The sequence below is a fragment of the Glycomyces sp. NPDC048151 genome (assembly GCF_043202775.1).
GTDB lineage: Bacteria > Actinomycetota > Actinomycetes > Mycobacteriales > Micromonosporaceae > Glycomyces.
The window spans coordinates 251719-268228 of record NZ_JBIDBB010000009.1; the positions used below are offsets into that span (position 1 = coordinate 251719).

At 69.1% G+C, this 16510-nt stretch carries 12 protein-coding genes; 9 read left to right on the top strand and 3 right to left on the bottom strand.

The features are described from left to right. The first annotated feature begins 111 nt into the window (after positions 1–111). From ACGGCP_RS22545 to ACGGCP_RS22580, 8 genes are all read left to right on the top strand, one after another. Complete coding sequence (locus tag ACGGCP_RS22545) at positions 112–801, top strand: hypothetical protein (protein WP_392969406.1); 690 nt, start codon at positions 112–114, stop codon at positions 799–801. A gap of 86 nt (positions 802–887) precedes the next feature. Continuing rightward, entirely contained in the window at positions 888–1448 is a 561-nt protein-coding gene (locus ACGGCP_RS22550; RefSeq protein ID WP_392969409.1) for a hypothetical protein, read from the top strand. 182 nt (positions 1449–1630) lie between these two features. After that, positions 1631–4234: an ATP-dependent chaperone ClpB gene (gene clpB, locus ACGGCP_RS22555; protein ID WP_392969412.1), complete on the top strand. Its 2604-nt coding sequence runs from the start codon at positions 1631–1633 to the stop codon at positions 4232–4234. 524 nt (positions 4235–4758) lie between these two features. Further along, positions 4759–5973 (top strand): SLC13 family permease, encoded by a 1215-nt coding sequence (locus ACGGCP_RS22560; RefSeq protein ID WP_392969415.1) that lies wholly within the window; start codon positions 4759–4761, stop codon positions 5971–5973. Between the two features lie 71 nt (positions 5974–6044). Continuing rightward, positions 6045–6998, top strand: a complete 954-nt coding sequence (locus ACGGCP_RS22565; protein WP_392969418.1) for a hypothetical protein — start codon at positions 6045–6047, stop codon at positions 6996–6998. Between the two features lie 18 nt (positions 6999–7016). Further along, the gene (locus ACGGCP_RS22570; protein WP_392969421.1) at positions 7017–7832 is read left to right on the top strand and encodes a hypothetical protein; all 816 of its coding nucleotides are present in this window, start codon (positions 7017–7019) and stop codon (positions 7830–7832) included. Positions 7833–7860: 28 nt separating this feature from the next. Continuing rightward, positions 7861–8883, top strand: a complete 1023-nt coding sequence (locus ACGGCP_RS22575; protein ID WP_392969424.1) for a hypothetical protein — start codon at positions 7861–7863, stop codon at positions 8881–8883. 24 nt (positions 8884–8907) lie between these two features. Then, complete coding sequence (locus tag ACGGCP_RS22580) at positions 8908–9729, top strand: MOSC domain-containing protein (RefSeq protein WP_392969426.1); 822 nt, start codon at positions 8908–8910, stop codon at positions 9727–9729. Positions 9730–9778: 49 nt separating this feature from the next. Here ACGGCP_RS22580 and ACGGCP_RS22585 read toward each other — a convergent pair whose 3' ends face one another. Further along, positions 9779–10717 carry a DUF6528 family protein gene (locus ACGGCP_RS22585; protein WP_392969429.1) on the bottom strand — a complete coding sequence of 313 codons (939 nt, stop codon included), beginning with the start codon at positions 10715–10717 and terminating at the stop codon, positions 9779–9781. 276 nt (positions 10718–10993) lie between these two features. On the opposite strand from ACGGCP_RS22585, the gene ACGGCP_RS22590 reads away from it, so the two are divergent. Further along, entirely contained in the window at positions 10994–11446 is a 453-nt protein-coding gene (locus ACGGCP_RS22590; RefSeq protein ID WP_392969432.1) for a hypothetical protein, read from the top strand. A 214-nt stretch (positions 11447–11660) separates the two neighbouring features. On the opposite strand, the gene ACGGCP_RS22595 is transcribed toward ACGGCP_RS22590, so the two are convergent. Continuing rightward, on the bottom strand, positions 11661–12833 hold the full coding sequence (locus ACGGCP_RS22595) for a hypothetical protein (RefSeq protein ID WP_392969435.1): 1173 nt from the start codon (positions 12831–12833) through the stop codon (positions 11661–11663). 232 nt (positions 12834–13065) lie between these two features. Next, the gene (locus ACGGCP_RS22600) at positions 13066–16509 is read right to left on the bottom strand and encodes a DEAD/DEAH box helicase family protein (protein WP_392969437.1); all 3444 of its coding nucleotides are present in this window, start codon (positions 16507–16509) and stop codon (positions 13066–13068) included. Position 16510 lies beyond the last annotated feature (1 nt).

Below are 16510 nucleotides of genomic sequence, written 5' to 3' on the forward strand. Positions count from 1 at the left end.
CTCCGCTGGCCCGGACCTCCCTTGCCACCCGGTACGCTCTTGTGCAGAAGCTTGGCGCGTAGCCCGTAGTGCCCCTGCAGCCGAAAAACCACCGAATAAGGGAGGTCCCCCGTGCCGACGAAGACGGGAGATAAGGTCCGGATCATCGTCTTGGGCACCGGCCCCGACGCCGAAACCGCCCGCGCGATCGCCGAGTCCGACGCCGATGTCGCGCTCGCCAAACAGTTCACGAAGACCGTGACCCACCTGGTCGTCGACGACACCGTGAAGTCGACCGAGGCGCGCGTCAAGAAGGCCGAGGAGGCCGGCGTCCCGGTCCTCACCGTCGCCGAGTTCCGCGCCCTGCTCGTCGCCGGCGCCGAGGACGAGGCCGACGAGGTCATCGAGGCCGAGCTTGAAGAGGCCCCCGCCGAGACCCCTGTCGCCGTGGTGGACACCGAGCCGGAGCCCGAACCCGAGCCGGAGATCGTCGACGAGCCCGCCGCGCCCGTGGTGGCCGAGCCCGAGCCGGTCGAGGAGCCCGAACCGGTCGCCGAGCCCGAGCCCCCGCTCGTGGACGAGCCCGAGGCCGCCGCCGACCCCGAGCCGGCCGCCGAGGCCAAGGCCGACGAGGTCGTCGAGCCCGTCGCCGAGGCGATCGACGAGCCCGAAGCGGAAGCGGCCGACCCCGAGAAGACCGTCCCGTCCCAGGCGGAGGCCCCCGCCATCGAGAGCGACGCGAAGTCCGAGGAGAAGTCGGCCAAGCCGTCCTTCCTCGACAAGATCAAGTCGATCTTCGGCATGAGCACCGCCAAGAAGTAGCGCTCGAACCACAGGGCCCCGAGCCTTCCGGCTCGGGGCCCTGCCGCCTACCCGCGGCGGCTGCAACGAGTGAGGGGAAGGCAGCCGTGTACCGCTGCACCGTCGCCGAACTGCCCGCGCGCCTCGCCGCGCGCGGTTACGGCAGCGCCCACTACTCGATCGGCGTCCCCCGCAGGAACGCCGTCTGTATCCAGCAGGTCGGCGATGCGTGGGTCGTATGCCCCAAATTCGAGGGCCACATGACGGCCGTCGGCCGCTTCGACGACGAACGCGAGGCGTGCCAGTACGTCTTCCGCCTCATCAACGACGAGGAGTACCGCGCCGGTCCGGACGGTGCCAAGGCGAACCGAGTCCTCCAGGAGTACTTCGCGCGCGACCGCGTCCCGGTCGAGGAGCGGATCCGGGCCTTCGGCGTCGGCACGGCCCATTACTCGATCGGCGAAATCCGGGACAGCGCCTGGTGCCTCGTCAAAGAAGACGGACGCTGGCTGGTCTTCTACCTGCGAAACGGCAAGCGCACCAGCCGCAGCGACTACCGGTGGGACTTCGCCGCCGCCGAGGCCGCGTTCCCGCTGCGCATCAAGCGGTGGAGGGACCAGGCGCTCGCCAGGGGCGTCCCGGCGGAAGCGCTCGCCGCGGACCGGTGACGGGCGATTTCGCGGCGCCACGTCCGCCGTACGCCCCGAGCCCGCGCGTCCAGGGCTTTACGCTACAGGCGAAACGGATCGAGCCGTTCTCAGAAGTTGAGCCGGTTACACTCAACTTCGGGTCGCTTCGGCAGCCGACCGCAGCGGCCTTCCTGGAGACAGCGAAAACGAACAGGGGAACCGTGGACGTCAACCGTTTGACCACCAAGAGTCGAGAAGTGATCTCCCAGGCCGCGCGCACGGCAGCCGCCGGAGGGAACCCGGCAGTCGAACCCTGGCACCTCCTCGACGCGCTCCTCACCGTCGACGGCTCCACCGCCCCGGGCCTGCTCCAGCTCGTCGGCGTCACCCCCGGCACCGTCTCGGCCGAGACCGAGCGGCGCATCGACGAGCTCCCGTCCGCCTCCGGGCCCTCGGTCTCCGAGCCGTCCATGGCCCGGGAGTCCTTGCGCGCCATCAACGCCGCCGACAAGATCGCCACCGACTACGGCGACGAGTACGTCTCCACCGAGCACCTCGTCACCGGCCTCGCCCAGGCCGGCGGGGAGGTCGGCACGTTCCTGGCCGCCGAGGGCGCGACCGACAAGAAGCTCATCAGCGCCTTCCCGACCCTCCGCGGCGGCGACCGCAAGATCTCCAGCGCCGACCCCGAGCAGGGGTACAAGGCCCTGGAGAAGTACGGCGTCGACCTCACCGAGACCGCCCGGTCGGGCAAAGTGGACCCCGTCATCGGCCGCGACACCGAGATCCGCCGCGTCATCCAGGTCCTGTCGCGCCGCACCAAGAACAACCCGGTCCTCATCGGCGAGCCCGGCGTCGGCAAGACCGCGATCGTCGAGGGCCTCGCCCAGCGCATCGTCGCCGGGGACGTCCCCGAGTCGCTGCGCGACCGCCGCGTCATCCTCCTCGACCTCGCCAGCATGATCGCCGGAGCCCAGTACCGCGGCCAGTTCGAAGAGCGGTTCAAGTCCGTCATGGAGGAGATCAAATCCTCCGACGGCGAGATCATCCCGTTCATCGACGAGCTCCACACCATGGTCGGCGCCGGGAAGTCCGAAGGCTCCCTCGACGCCGGGAACATGCTCAAGCCCGCCCTCGCGCGCGGCGAGCTCCACATGATCGGCGCGACCACCCTCAACGAGTACCGCGAGCACATCGAGAAGGACGCCGCGCTCGAACGCCGTTTCCAGCAGGTGTTCGTCGGCGAGCCGTCCGTCGAGGACACCGTTGCGATCCTCCGCGGCCTCAAGGAGCGCTACGAGGTCCACCACGGCGTCCGCATCACCGACTCCGCGCTCGTCGCCGCCGCGCAGCTCTCCGACCGGTACCTGCAGGACCGCCGCCTCCCCGACAAGGCCATCGACCTCGTCGACGAGGCCGCCAGCCGCCTGCGCATCGAGATCGACTCGCGCCCAGAGGAGATCGACACCATCGAGCGCTCCGTGCGCCGCCTCGAGATCGAGGAGACCGCCCTCCAGAACGAGAAGGACGACCCGGCCTCCGCCGAGCGCCTCGCGTCCCTCCAGCGCGAACTCGCCGACGAACGCGAGAGGCTCGCCGCCCTCTCCCGCCAGTGGGAGTCCGAGAAGGGCCGCATCGGCAAGGTCTCCGAACTCAAAGAGGAACTCGACGACCTCCGCACGCAGGCCGAACGCGCCGAACGCGAATACGACCTCGAGAAGGCCGCGCAGCTGCGCTACGGCCGTATCCCCGAACTCGAGCAGCAGCTCGCCGACGCCGAGGCCGAACTCGCCAGCGCCGACACCGACCCGGCCCACCAGCCGATGCTCAAGGAGGAGATCGACGCCGACGAGATCGCCGACGTCGTCTCCGCCTGGACGGGCATCCCCGCCGGGCGGCTCCAGGAGTCCGAGACCCACAAGCTCCTGCACGCCGAAGAGGTCCTCGGCGAACGCGTCGTCGGCCAGCTCGAGGCGGTCACCGTCGTCTCGGACGCGCTGCGCCGCGCCCGCGCGGGCCTGGCCGACCCCAACCGCCCGACGGGTTCGTTCATCTTCGCCGGGCCCACCGGCGTCGGCAAGACCGAGCTGGCGAAGGCCTTGGCGCAGTTCATGTTCGACGACGACCGCGCGATGATCCGCATCGACATGGGCGAGTACACCGAGCAGCACTCGGTCGCCCGCCTCATCGGCGCCCCGCCCGGCTACGTCGGCTACGAGGAGGGCGGTCAGCTCACTGAACCCGTGCGTCGCCGCCCGTATTCGGTGGTCCTCCTCGACGAGGTCGAGAAAGCCCACCCGAGAGTCTTCGACACCCTCTTGCAGGTCCTGGACGACGGCCGCCTCACCGACGGCCAGGGCCGCACGGTCGACTTCCGGAACGTCATCCTCATCATGACCTCGAACCTCGGCTCCTCGGCCCTGGTCGACCCGCTCCTGGAGGAGACGGCGAAACGCGACCAGGTCATGGCCGCGATCCGCTCCCACTTCAAGCCGGAGTTCCTCAACCGCCTGGACGACATCGTCATCTTCCACGCCCTCGAGCACGACCAGCTGAAGTCGATCGTCGAAGTCCAGCTCCGGTTCCTGGAGCACCGCATGGAGACCCGCCGCCTCAAGCTCTCGGTCACCGACCCCGCCAAGTCCTGGCTCGCCGACCGCGGCTTCGACCCCGTCTACGGGGCGCGCCCCCTCCGCCGCCTCATCCAGTCCGCGATCGGCGACCCGCTCTCCCGCGAACTCCTCGAAGGCAAGATCATCGACGGCGACACCGTCGAAGTCGGCGTGAGCGACCAAGGAGACAAACTCACCGTCACCAGACGCTGAAAGCCAAAAGGGGCGGCCGTCGGGCCGCCCCTTTCTACCGGTTCCGCCCGGAACCGCCGTTCACGTTCGCGACGGGCCCCCGGTATCAACCCTGCACCACGGGTACGACATTCGCGAGCCGAGGGCTGTCGTACCCTCGCGCGATCATTGATTCGGGGGCGGCTCGCGGCGCCCGATTTGCGGAGACCCGCCGCGACCCGCCCGACTCCCCGTCCGCGCGTGTCGCGACGGGCTTCGCCGCCCGCTGCCAGCGCATGTCATGCGCGCCTCGCCACCCGCCGCCAGCACATGTCACGCGCGCCTCGCCACCCGCCGCCAGCGCATGTCACGCGCGCCTCGCCGCACTGCCTGCGCGCGCCGCGCCTCGCCGCGCTACCTGCGCGCGCCTCGCTGCCCGCGCGCGCCGCTCCGCGCCACCTATCGCAAGCACCCGTCACAGCCGACTTCACCGCACGCTGCCAGCCGCCGCGCGATTCCGTCACTCACCGTGGCCGCAGGCCCTGCCCGTTCCTACCATTGAGCAGGTGACGAACGCCCCGGCCCGCGCGAGAGCACTCCGCCTCGAACCACTCGACCTCGTCAGCCTCGGCATCCTCGCCGCCGGGCTGCTCTGCTGGGCCACCGGCGTACTCCCCGACTCCGAAGCGCTCGCGAACCTCACCAGGGTCGCGCCGCTCGTGCTCTTCCTCGGGTCCGTGATGGTCATGGTCGCGATCGTCCAGGCCTCCCAGCTGTTCGACCTCGCCGCCGCCGCGCTCGCGCGCCTGGGCCGGGGCAGCCACGCCGCGCTGTTCGCGTGCTGCTTCGGGCTCGCCACCGCGACCACCGTGTTCCTCAACCTCGACACGACGATCGTCCTGCTCACCCCCGTCATGCTCGCCCTCGCGGCGGCCACCCGCGCGCCCGCGCTCGCCCTCGCCATGACCACGGTCTGGCTCGCCAACACCGCGAGCCTGCTCCTGCCGGTCTCGAACCTGACGAACCTCCTCGCGGCCGACCGGATCGGCCTCGACCCGCTCGCGTTCGCGTCCCGCATGTGGGCGCCGCAGCTCGCGGTGCTCGCCGCCACCGCCCTGTGCCTGTGGTTCGGGTTCTGGCGGCGCGGCCGCCGCGAGCTCGACCGCTACGTCGTGCCCGAGCGCCTCCCGGCAGTCGCCGACAAGCCCCTGTTGCGGACGGCCGCATTCGTCACGGCCGGTTTCGTCGTCGCCGTCGTCGCGGACGTGCCGATCCAGATCGTCTCGACGTGCGCGGCCGGGCTCCTCGTCGTCCACTGCCTGCGCCGCCGCCGCGACCTCCTGACCTGGAGGCTCATCCCGTGGCGGCTCCTCGTGCTCACCGCCGGACTGTTCCTCGTCATCCCGGCGGTCATGCGCCACGGCGGCGCCGACGCCGTCGCGGCGCTCATCGGCTCCGGGTCCGGCGACGGAGCGGTGGTCCGGGCCGGGCTCACCGGCGCAGGGCTCGCGAACCTCGTCAACAACCTCCCCGCCTACACCGCCGTCGAAGCGGTCGTGCCGCCCGGCGACGCGACGACGCTGCTCGGCCTGCTCATCGGCACGAACGTCGGGCCGCTGATCCTCCCGTGGGCCTCGATGGCCACCCTCCTCTGGTTCGACCTGGTCCGATCGAGCGGGCCCGAACCGCTGCGCGTCCCGATAGGCCGCTTCACCGCGCTCGGCGCGCTCCTCGCCGCCCTCGGCACGACGGCGGGACTCGCAGCACTCCTTTGGCTCTGACGCAAGTGCACTATGGAGTGAAAGTTTCGGGTTCGCCGGAATAACCCGGCACGGTTGGTCATAGTGCACACATGGCCGTTCCCGAACCACTGGGCCTGACTCGTCGCACCGTCCTCACCGGTGCGACCGCCCTCATCACCGCCGCAGTCCTCACCACTGCGCGGCCAGCCCACGCCGCCGGACTGCCGCAGATCCGCGCCGCCGCCGCGGGCTGGACCGGGCGCGGCGGCGAGCTCCTCGTCCTCACCGCCGACCCGGCGACCGAGGCCGACTACGCGCTCAGGCTCCTCACGCCCACCGAGAACCCTGACGCCGGGGCCGAACTCGGCCCTCCGCTGCCGCTGCCCCTGCCAGCCGGGTTCCACCCGCATTCGATGGCCGCGCTCGGCGACGCCCTGTGGATCACCGGCGCGGCCGAGCTCGCGCGCGACCGGGCCCGGCCCGCGCTCGTCCGCGTCCGTGACTCCAAGGCCGCCTATGCCGAACTGCCCGTGCCGAAGACGATCCGGTCGGGCATCGCGACGGCCGTCGCCCCGCTCGGGACGCGCGGCCTCGCCGTCGCCGTCGAGGGCGGCCCCGACCCGCACCTGGCCGTCATCTCCAGCGCCCACCTGGCCCTCAGCGGCGACGGCGGACGCACGTGGGCCGACCGGCCGCTCGCCACCGGGCTCGGCGAGGGCTACGGCACCGTCCTCGCCCCCGCCGGGCGCGGCCTGTTCGCCGCCACCGCCGACGGCCAAGGCACGCAGACCGTCCACATCGCACGCACCGCCGCCCGCGTCACCCGGGCCGCCGCGATCCCCGACGCGGGCCGTCCCATGGCCGCCGTCGCCTACGACGATCACGTCAGCGTCTTCTCCGACCAAGGCGGCACCGTCGCCGAGACCCGCTTCACCGCTTCCGGCGCGCCGCTCGAGGCCGCGCCCGCGTGCGCCTGCCGGGGCGAGATCCTCGCCGTCCCGGGCAGGCCCGGCACGTGGCTGGAGATCGACGGTCAGACCATCCACATCAGAGGCATCGCCTGAGGCGGCGAAGGAGGACCGATGGCATTCCCCAGCAGCAGCACCGCGTTCGCGCGCTCGACGTGCGAGCTTCCCGACATCACGCGCGACTGGCTCCACCAGGACGCCCTCAAGACCCGCTACCGCACCGCGTTCGACGGCGACGGCAACGGCGTCCACCCGAACACGACCTCGTTCACGATGCACGAGGAGGCGCACGCCAAGGCGGGCCTGGTGATCCGCGACCTCCACCACCTCGGCGCGAACTACGCCCGCAGCGAGGGCCCGTGGTCCTACCAGTGGACCGGCCTCGCGGGCGCGAAGGTCTGCAAGCCCGGCTACCACCGCTACGGCGCGGCCATCGACTTCACCCGCTTCGACTGGGGCGCAGGGAACTACGTCGACACCGCCGTCCACGGCAAGGACAAGCGCCTGTACCTGCGCCGCCGCTACCTCGCCGTGATCGCGACCTGCCGCAAGCACTTCGGCATCGTCCTGCACTGCAACAACGACCCCGACGGCTCCCACTGGAACCACATCCACGTCGACCGGGGCCGCCAGGCCGTCGCCGCGAACTGGGACTACCAGACCGACACGACCATCATCCAATGGGCTGCAAGGGATCTCGCCGGAGTGAAGGACATGCCCATCGACGGCGACTTCGGCCCCAAGACCAAACGCGGCTTCGAGCTGCTGCGCGAGCGCTTCGGCACCGGCGGCGTCGATCCGACCGCCTCGGGCGACGCCTTCCGCGTCTGGCTCACCCTCATCGGCCGCCACGGCGTCGCCGACCAGGCCGCGGGCGCGTTCCCCGCCGACGCCGCCCTCCAGACCGAGGCCGCCGCCGCAGGCGACTGACCGCGAGCACGCACCAGAGGAGCACGCCTTGGACGACCCGCACCGCAACGGCTGCAAGCACTTCGCCATCGCCGCCGTCCTCGCCCTCGCGGGCGCGACGACCGCCTGCGACGTCAACGCCGTCTCCGGCAACGGCACCGCCTCCGGGGTGTTCTACGCCCTCGGCGACGACCACCGCCTCTACCGCTGGGACACGGCCGCCGACGACACCGAACCCGTGCTCGACCTCAGCGGCGCATGGGAAGGCGAAGGCGACGTCGGCACCGTGCTCCGCGCGTCCCTCACCCTCGACCCGACCGAACGCCACGCCGCGTGGATCGCCGGGGGCTCGCCCGACGCGGCGCTCATGTTCGGCGACCTCGGCACCGGCGAGACGACCACCGCCGTCGAATACCCCGTCGACCACGCCTGCATCGACCCCGCCTGGCTCCCCGACGGCTCCGCCGTCCTCGCCCACCGCGCCCCCGTGTGGGGTGACGACCAAGGCACCGACGACATCCCGCTGCCGGTCGAGACCTGGGGCGACACCGAGTGGTACGCGCCCGGCGCAGGACAGCTGCCGACCACTGTGGAACTCGACCGGCAGGGCTGCCGACTGCGCTGGTACACCGCCGAAGACGGCTCCGCGCAGGCGATCTACCACGACCTCGGCCTCACCCAGTTCTACCGCGTCGACACGGCAGGCCAAGTGCTGGAGACGATCCCGGTGCCGAGCCTGAGCGGCGTCGAACCGCTCGCGATCGGCCTCGTCAACGTCGACCCGACCGGCCGCTACGCGTGCGTCGTCGACGGCTACGGCCCCGACGGCGCCGTCAAGGGCGGCTTCACCATCCGCGCCGAGGCCGGCACCCGCGTCGTCGACCTCGCGACCGGCGACGCCGTCGGGCCCGCCGACGCGGGCTGCACCACCCTGCACGAGGACGGCTTCGTCGCCCGCGCCGACGCCGACGTCTCATTTCTCGACTACGAAGGCGAGACCGCTTGGACCACAACGCTTCCCGACACGATCGCCGAATCACCGGTCCTGTACTTCTTCCCCGGCGGGTCCTGAGCCGGGCGGCATAGGATCGGGGGCGTGAACCGTGTCCTCGGCGTCCGCCGCCACCCGCTCAAATCGGCCGCCGCCGAACACGTCGCCGCAGCCTTCGTCGGCAAGCACGGCCTCGACGGCGACCGCACCTGGACCTGCCTCGACGCCGACGGCACCATCGGCAGCGCCAAGCAGCCCCGCCTGTGGCAGACACTCCTCGCCGTCCGAGCCGAGTTCGCTACCGACACAGGCGACGTCCACATCACCGTCCCCGGCAGGGAACCCGCCGCCGCTGGCAGTCCCGAAGCCGACGACGCCGTCTCGGCCTGGCTCGGCCGCCCCGTCACCCTCACCCGCAAGCCACCGACCGAACTCAAACGCCACCACTGGTGGCCCGACGAGCCCGGCATGATCCCCGACTGGGCCCGTGACAAGGAACCCGGCGGCGACGACGTGGTCGCCGCCCGCCACGACGCCGAAGGCGGCCGCTTCTTCGACTACGGCGCGATCCACCTCGTCACCACCGGCGCCCTCGAACGCCTCAGCGCCCGGCACGGCAGCCAGGTCGACCCGGCCCGCTTCCGCCCCAACCTCATCCTCGACCTACCCGCCGACCCCGAACCGGGCCAGCGCATCGCCATCGGCGCCGACACCGTCCTCGAAGTCGCGATCCCGACCCCGCGCTGCGTCATCCCGTCCCTCGCCCACGGCGACGCCCCCGCCGACCGCGCGCTCCTCAAGACCCTCGCCGCCCACCGCCGCGTCGACGTCCCCGCGTTCGGCCGCGCCACCTGCTTCGGCTTCTACGCCGAGGTCCGCGCGGTCGGTGCGGTCGCCGTCGGCGACACCGTCACCGTCTCCGGATAGCGAACGGCCCGTTCGACACAGCGCCGAACGGGCCGTCCACGGCGATCGGCTAGTTGTACGACATCTGGTAGGACCGCGCCTTGTAGAACTCCGCGCCGGACCGCGTCCGGTCCGCCGACTGCGAGAACACCACGGTCGGGCTGCCCCAGTCGCGCGACCCGGCGTTGTCGCCGCGCACGTAGAAGTACTCGCCGGTCTTCATCTTCACGTACGCCTTGATGCGCGTCGTGGTGTGCAGCGTCGTCTTCGCCAGCGTCGACTTCGAGAACGAGTACACGCCGTACGAGTCGGACACGATCAGCCGGTCCGAGTTCGAGTAGTCCGGCTGCAGGTCGTGCCCGAGGCCCGAGAGCGCCACCTTCTTGCTGGAGGCCTTGATCCGCACGTTCCGGTACGTGCCCGACACCGTGTACGCCTGCACGACCTTGTTGCCGCACGCCCACAGCAGCTTGTTGTTCGGGTCCCACACGACCCCGTGCGCGCCCGCGAGGTTCACCCTCTGCACCTGCGCGAGTGTCGAGGGCTTCGACACCGCCGTCGGCCCGTACACCGTGAGGAACCCGTCCGACGACGCCGCGACGAACGCCCCGATGTCCGGGATGCGCTCCAGCGCATGCGGGTTCCCGCCCGGCGACGCGCTCCACAGCACGTCGTTGAGCTCCTGGTCCTTCTCGTCGGTGATGTTCCAGATCCCGACGCGCCCGCCGGACGCCGCAGCCAGGCCGATCGCCCCGAAGGTCGACGTGTCCCGGATGCGGCAGTCGGAGAGGTTCGACCAGCCGCCCGTGCCGGGGCTCCACGTCTTGTAGGCGTTGGCGTTGCTGAAAGCGCTGTTCTTGTCGAACACGTACACCTTGTTGGAGACCTGCTCGGTCACCATCACCTTGAAGTTCGCCGTGTCCGCCGCGGCGACCCCGGCCCCGATGGCCCCGGCCGCCGCCAGCGGCGCACCGATGGCCACCGCGCGAAGGATGTTCCGCCTCTTCATACTTGCTCCTCGTGGGGGTAGGAAGCGTCCGCACCCGATCCGGGCCGCGAACCACCTGACAGTGTGCGACACCCGAACCAGTCCAAAGACCTACGCTCTGCCTCGACCCGAAAGTTGCTTTGAGGGCCCGACAGTCGCCTTTCCAGGCTCGAAATCGGAGGTCCCGAGTTGTCTCATGGGTAAGAGGGCCGGGTCTCGGCGAGACCCGGTATGCGCTCCTGGTATCTCCGTAGGATATTATCCAGATAACAGGATCACGAACTTGAAGAAGGGGTGATGTATGTGTCCAATTCGGTGAACCTTCAACTTCCCGCTGACGTGGACGCGGCGCTCGGCACGCTTGGAGACAGGTTCGGTCTCAGCCGAGACGAAGTGCTCCAACGCGTGCTCGGGCTCTCCGTAGATACCACGGTCAAGGTGCCGGCGGCGGTCAAGGTGCCAGCGGGACCAGTCGCAAAGGATGGGTCGCTTGCCGGGCTCGTCAACGCCGGGCTCATCGCGGTCGGCGACAGCCTTACCTTCGAACGCCCGCGGCTAGGACAGGTGTTCTCCGCCTTGGTTGCCGATCGAGGCTGGATCGAACTGGAGGACGGTCGCCGCTTCTCGAGCCCGTCGCCGGCAGCCGAGGCCTATGTCGGTGGGTCGCAGAGCGGCTGGGAGTGCTGGAAGCACGACAAGAGCGACAAGACACTGTTCGATTTGCGCGACGAACTGAAGCGCAATCCCTGAGCGCCGAGAGTGGGCTGGTCGATACCCCGACCAGCCCGCGCCGGTTTCCTGTTGCTATCGGGCCCATTCTCGCCGAAGCCACCGTCCTCGCCCCACGGGCAGCCGCACCAGCTTTCGACGCCTTTTCGACCCAGCCTAAGGCTGGCTCGATAGCGCTCGGTGTCGTGGACGTTGGCTCGAATCTCGGCCTTGAATGCGGAAATGCGATACAAGGCTAGAAGAGCGTCGTTTGCATCCGTCCTGGCCGCTTCGTTTTTGGCATCTGCCGCGTTCCGCGGGCCAAAGTGACCGACTTTCCTTCGGCCAGTGCGATGTCGCAGTAGTCGCTCAGCGCCTCGATCACATCGCCATCGGCGTTGGTGCCGAGCCACCCGGCCTTGACCATCTCGATGAGTGTGGTGCTGCCGATCGAGCGGCGAACGTTCTTCCTGCTGAAGCAGGTGCCGCCCTTTGGCCCGCTCCCTCGCAGTTCCTCGTGCAAGGTGTCGAACAGCCCTAGGGGGATCACCATGCCAGGCACTGGTGCGGTGCCGAGGTCCAGATCGACGACGGGATCGCAGAGCTTGATGTAGCAGGGATCGGCGTGGAGCCGGAACGCTTCGGACCCCAGCCCGCGCGGCTGATGCTGGAAGCGCTCGCGAACCGAGCGCATCCGTTTGAGCTCCTTCTCAAGTTGCTTGTCCGGGCGATAGCCTGGCCCCCCGCCTGGCGCGGTGTGCTTCAGCCGCTTGTACTGGAGGAGCACCAGCGCGTTGTGTGTCTCATCGATGTAGACCAGATCTGCGCCGGTGGTGTGTTCGAGGTCCTCGCGATTGGCATAGAGCACGGTCAACTGGTTGCGCCCGCCGGGGCTCGTGAAGGTGCGGGCATCGAAGAAGGTGTCCTTGGGCGCGTCCCACCCGATCACATTCGCCCAGTCGTGGCGAATCATCGAGTCCTCGCTGGGGCGGATTCCTCCCCGCATCGCGGGCAGGAATCCGCGCTGCCCTTGCTCGAAGGCATAGGACTCCACATGCTCGAGCGGCTGCGACGCGAGCTCCAACGCCATGCGCACGCAGTCGCGCTCGAACGAGAGCTGTCCGATCACGTCCTCCGGGATCGTTGGAGGATCGACCAGTCGCCGCCATTCCTCGATCGTTTCGGGAAGCCACGGCTCCCGAGCGCCCAAGACTGCTATCAGGAGCCCTTCCTCGACCGCAGGCAACGGTACGTCCCGGGTGAGTGCGTCGATGGCGGCGCCTGCGTCTCCGAATTCGGCTACAGGGATCCCCTTCTCGAAGCGCCGCCAAGCCTGTACTTCGAACCTTGATCCCACCCTGCCCACATTGTCGCCCCGGCGCGCGATCACGACCGCGTGAAGCTCATCAGCGACTCGCAGGAACGCCACTTGCCATTTCTTGCGAAGCCCGGACCGCTCCGAGGGGAACGTGAACTCGGGCCATCCTCTGTCGTCGGGTTCGATGTGGCCTTCGCGCCGTTGCCCGAGCCACTCGAGTTCTTCTGGACCGCAGGGGATGACCGATAGAGGAGTCATAAGTTCATTTAACCAGCAAGTGCAAGTTTCCCGCAGCCTCGACTTCACTTGCAGCGGAAGGGATTCAGGGTCAGCAATCGTGCCATCAGCCGACCGGCTCGGCGTTCGCGTTGATGCCTTCGATCGTCGCCACGAGTGCGTCGGTCTGCTCGCCTCCGAACAGCCCGTCTGGCCCTTGGCGGCTGATGTGGGAGAACGGAGGCTCGTAGAGCAGCCCGACCTTCGCCGTGCCGTTGTGCGCCATGTAGTCGATGAGCAGGTCGAGGAAATCCCACTGCTGCCTGGTGAACTCGCGGCCGTCGGTGAAGTCCCTGAACGAGCGCCGCACGCTGTCGGGGTCCATGCCGACGAGCGTCCGCAGGAACAGACCGAGTCCGCCTGCCTGCTCTGTGGCGTGATCGAGGTCTTCGGGTGTGGCGATGCCGATCTGTACGAACACCTCGGTGAGGTGGTCGAGTTCGGCGGCGGTGATCGGAAGGTTGTGCCGCAGCTTGTCGACGGCCGGATCGTCTTCGTGGCCGTGCATGTAGGCGCGGATGCGTTCCTTGAACTTCTTGTGGTCCACCCCGCCGGCGGCACCGAGCAGCTCGGTCTCGCGCAGCTCCCCGGCCTTGTCGGTGAAATCGCTGTAGACGGGGTTGCGGCGTTTTCGGTCGATGAGGCGCACCAGACCGCGCAGGCGCCGGCGCATCTGCTCGAGCATCGGGACGGTCACGTCGGTCCACCACTCGTCGCCCGCGACGGCTTCGAGCAGCCCGACCTGCTCGGCGACTGCCGGGATAGAGAGCTGATCCAGCAGCAGCGACGCCGTCTCGGCGGCGCGCTTGCGAAGTCGGTCGAACTCCTGCCCGTCGTGCTGCAGGACCGCGAGCTGCAACTGCAACGCGAGCAGGTCGAACCGGCGAGCTTCCTGGCTCCTGTCCTCGGTTTCCGGCGGCCGATACCCGGTGGGCAGCCCCGCCAGTTCCGACGCCGTGTCGAGCGTCTCCCTGGTCATGCGCTGCTCCCATGCCTGGAAGTCAGCGAACCGTTCGACCGCTTCCAGTCGGGTGCGCACCACGAAGTTGTCCCGGTTCATGCCCTGGACCTCCTCGTGGAGGCGGTGCGCGGTCGCCGACCGCAGTCCCTCGACACTCGTCTCAGGGTCGTCTCCAGGCGCGCCCGCCGCATCGGGATACTGCTCGTCGAGAATGTGGACGAGCTCGGCCCGGTGCAGAAACACCCGCTCGCCGACGGGCGGCATGACGCGTCCCTCGCGACTCGGCAGGTTCAGCCCGAAGTAGTCCAGGTTCCCGCACACGTCGAAGACCAGGAACTCCTTCTTGTCGTCGTCGGGCCCGAATAGGTTCGGGCGCAGCCGGGTCCCGCGCCCGATCATCTGCCAGTACTTCGTCTTCGACCGGACCGGCTTGAACAGCAGCAGGTTCACGACCTCGGGCACGTCGATCCCCGTGTCGAGCATGTCCACCGACACGGCGATGTGCGGGGCCTTGTCGGCCTCGGCGAAGTCGTCGATGAGCTGGTCCGCGTACACCGACTTGCTCGTGATGACCCGCGCGAACTCGCCCCGGTACTCCGGATAGTTCGCATTGAACCGCTCCACGATGAAGTTCGCATGCTTCTCGTTGCGCGCGAAGACGATCGTCTTGCCGAGCCGGTCGCCGCCGTCGACCTTGATCCCGTTGACCATAAGCGCCTTCAGCGCCTCGTCCACGGTCTGCCGGTTGAACAGGTACCGGTTGACCTCCTCGGCGTTGACCACGTCGGGGATGTTCCCCTCCGAGTCCCATTCGAGCGCGTCCCACTGCTCGCGCTCCTCCTCGGTCAGCTCGGCATACCGCTTTCCCAGGCGTGGGAACACCAGCGGCACGTCGACACCCCGCGGCGGCACCAGGTACCCGAGGTGCACAGCCTCGTCGAGATCGAACACGTCGGTCGGGTCGCCGTCGTCGAGTTCGAAGCGGCTGTAGGTGTTCCGGTCGATCTCGTCGCGCGGCGTGGCGGTCAGGCCGAGCAGGAGCGCGTCGAAGTAGTCGAACAGCGCCCCGTACTTCTGATAGATCGACCGGTGCGCCTCGTCGACGATCACCAGGTCGAAATATCCGGGCCCGAACCGGCGCTGAGTGCCGTCGCTGCGCTGCTCGATCAGACTCATCATGGTCTGATAGGTCGAGACGAAAACGCGGCCCTCAGCGAGCTTGTCCTCGACCAGGTTCACCGGCGCCGCACCCGGCAGATGCCGCTTGAACGCGTTCGTCGCCTGCCTCACCAGGGCCCTGCGGTCGGCCAGGAACAGCACGTTCTGCACCCAGCCCGCACGCATCATCTTGTCCACCATTGCGATCGACACACGGGTCTTGCCGGTGCCGGTCGCCATGACGAGCAGGGCGTGCCGCTGGCACTTGTCGAACGCCTCGGCCACCGAGGTGATGACCCGCCTCTGGTAGTCGCGACCGGCGATCTGGCGGCTGGTCGGCTCCTGCTTCAGGACCTTGCGCCCGGCCCGGCGCTGAACGAGCGTGCGAAGCTGCTCGGCGGTGTAGAAACCGGAGACCTCGCGGGGCGGGTAGAAGGCGTCATCCCAGATCCAGGTCTTATAGCCGTTGGTGTAGAAGATGACAGGGCGCTGGCCATGGATCTTCTCAAGGGCGTTCGCGTACTGCCGGGCCTGCTCCTGGCCGACGCGGGGGTCCTTGGTGGTCTTCTTGGCTTCGACGAGCCCGAGGGGCTTGCCGTCCTTCCCGTAGAGCACATAGTCGACCTTGCCCTTTCCGGTCTTGGTCGGCAGGTCGTGGACGGGGACCTCGCTGGCGAGCCGGTCGCCGTGGATCCATCCGACTTCGGCGAGGAGCACGTCGATGAGGTAGCGGCGGGTGTCGGCCTCGTTGTAGTCGTGCGTGTCGGGGATGGCCTCGTTGCGGGCGCGCAGTTCCCGGACTTCGGCCTGCAGCGCGGCGATCTGGGTCTCGTAGGCGGCGCGCGCGTCTTCGCTTGCGGCCCGCGCGGCTTCGAGCTCTTCCTGCTGGCGGGCGATCTGGTCGGCGAGGGCTTGGACCTCGGCGCGCTTGAGCTGGCGCTCGCCTTCAGGGAGCGGGCGCTCAAGGAGGTCGAGGCTGAAGGTCGGGGGATTGGCGGCCAGTTCGGTGCCGTTGCGGCCGTAGATACGAGCCGCCCAGAACATGATGTGCCACAGTTCCTTGAGCAGTCGGGTCGAGTCGCTCTCAGGGATGGAGGCAGAGCGGTGCACGGCCTGGTTACCGACGCGACGGATGACATCCATCTTGCTCCAGATGCCAGGGGCGATGACGCTTTTGAATCCGGGATCGGTGATCTTGGCTCCGAGCTCAAGCCGGTAGGGGAGGGTCAGGGCCGGTTCTGCTTCGAACATCCAGGTGACGAAGAGTTCGAGCGTGTGCCGCGCGTAGAAACACGAGGCGCGGGGATCACCAAGTGCATACCGTTCGGCTTTGCGGGCCTGCTCGAACCAGTCAGGCCGCACGGCCTCCAAGAAGTCGAAGTTGCTGGCCAAG

Coding starts and splice junctions, on each gene's coding strand:
- ACGGCP_RS22585 (WP_392969429.1), bottom strand. CDS start 10,717: ATGAAGAGGCGGAACATCCTTCGCGCGGTGGCCATCGGTGCGCCGCTG.
- ACGGCP_RS22590 (WP_392969432.1), top strand. CDS start 10,994: ATGTATGTGTCCAATTCGGTGAACCTTCAACTTCCCGCTGACGTGGAC.
- ACGGCP_RS22570 (WP_392969421.1), top strand. CDS start 7,017: ATGGCATTCCCCAGCAGCAGCACCGCGTTCGCGCGCTCGACGTGCGAG.
- ACGGCP_RS22565 (WP_392969418.1), top strand. CDS start 6,045: ATGGCCGTTCCCGAACCACTGGGCCTGACTCGTCGCACCGTCCTCACC.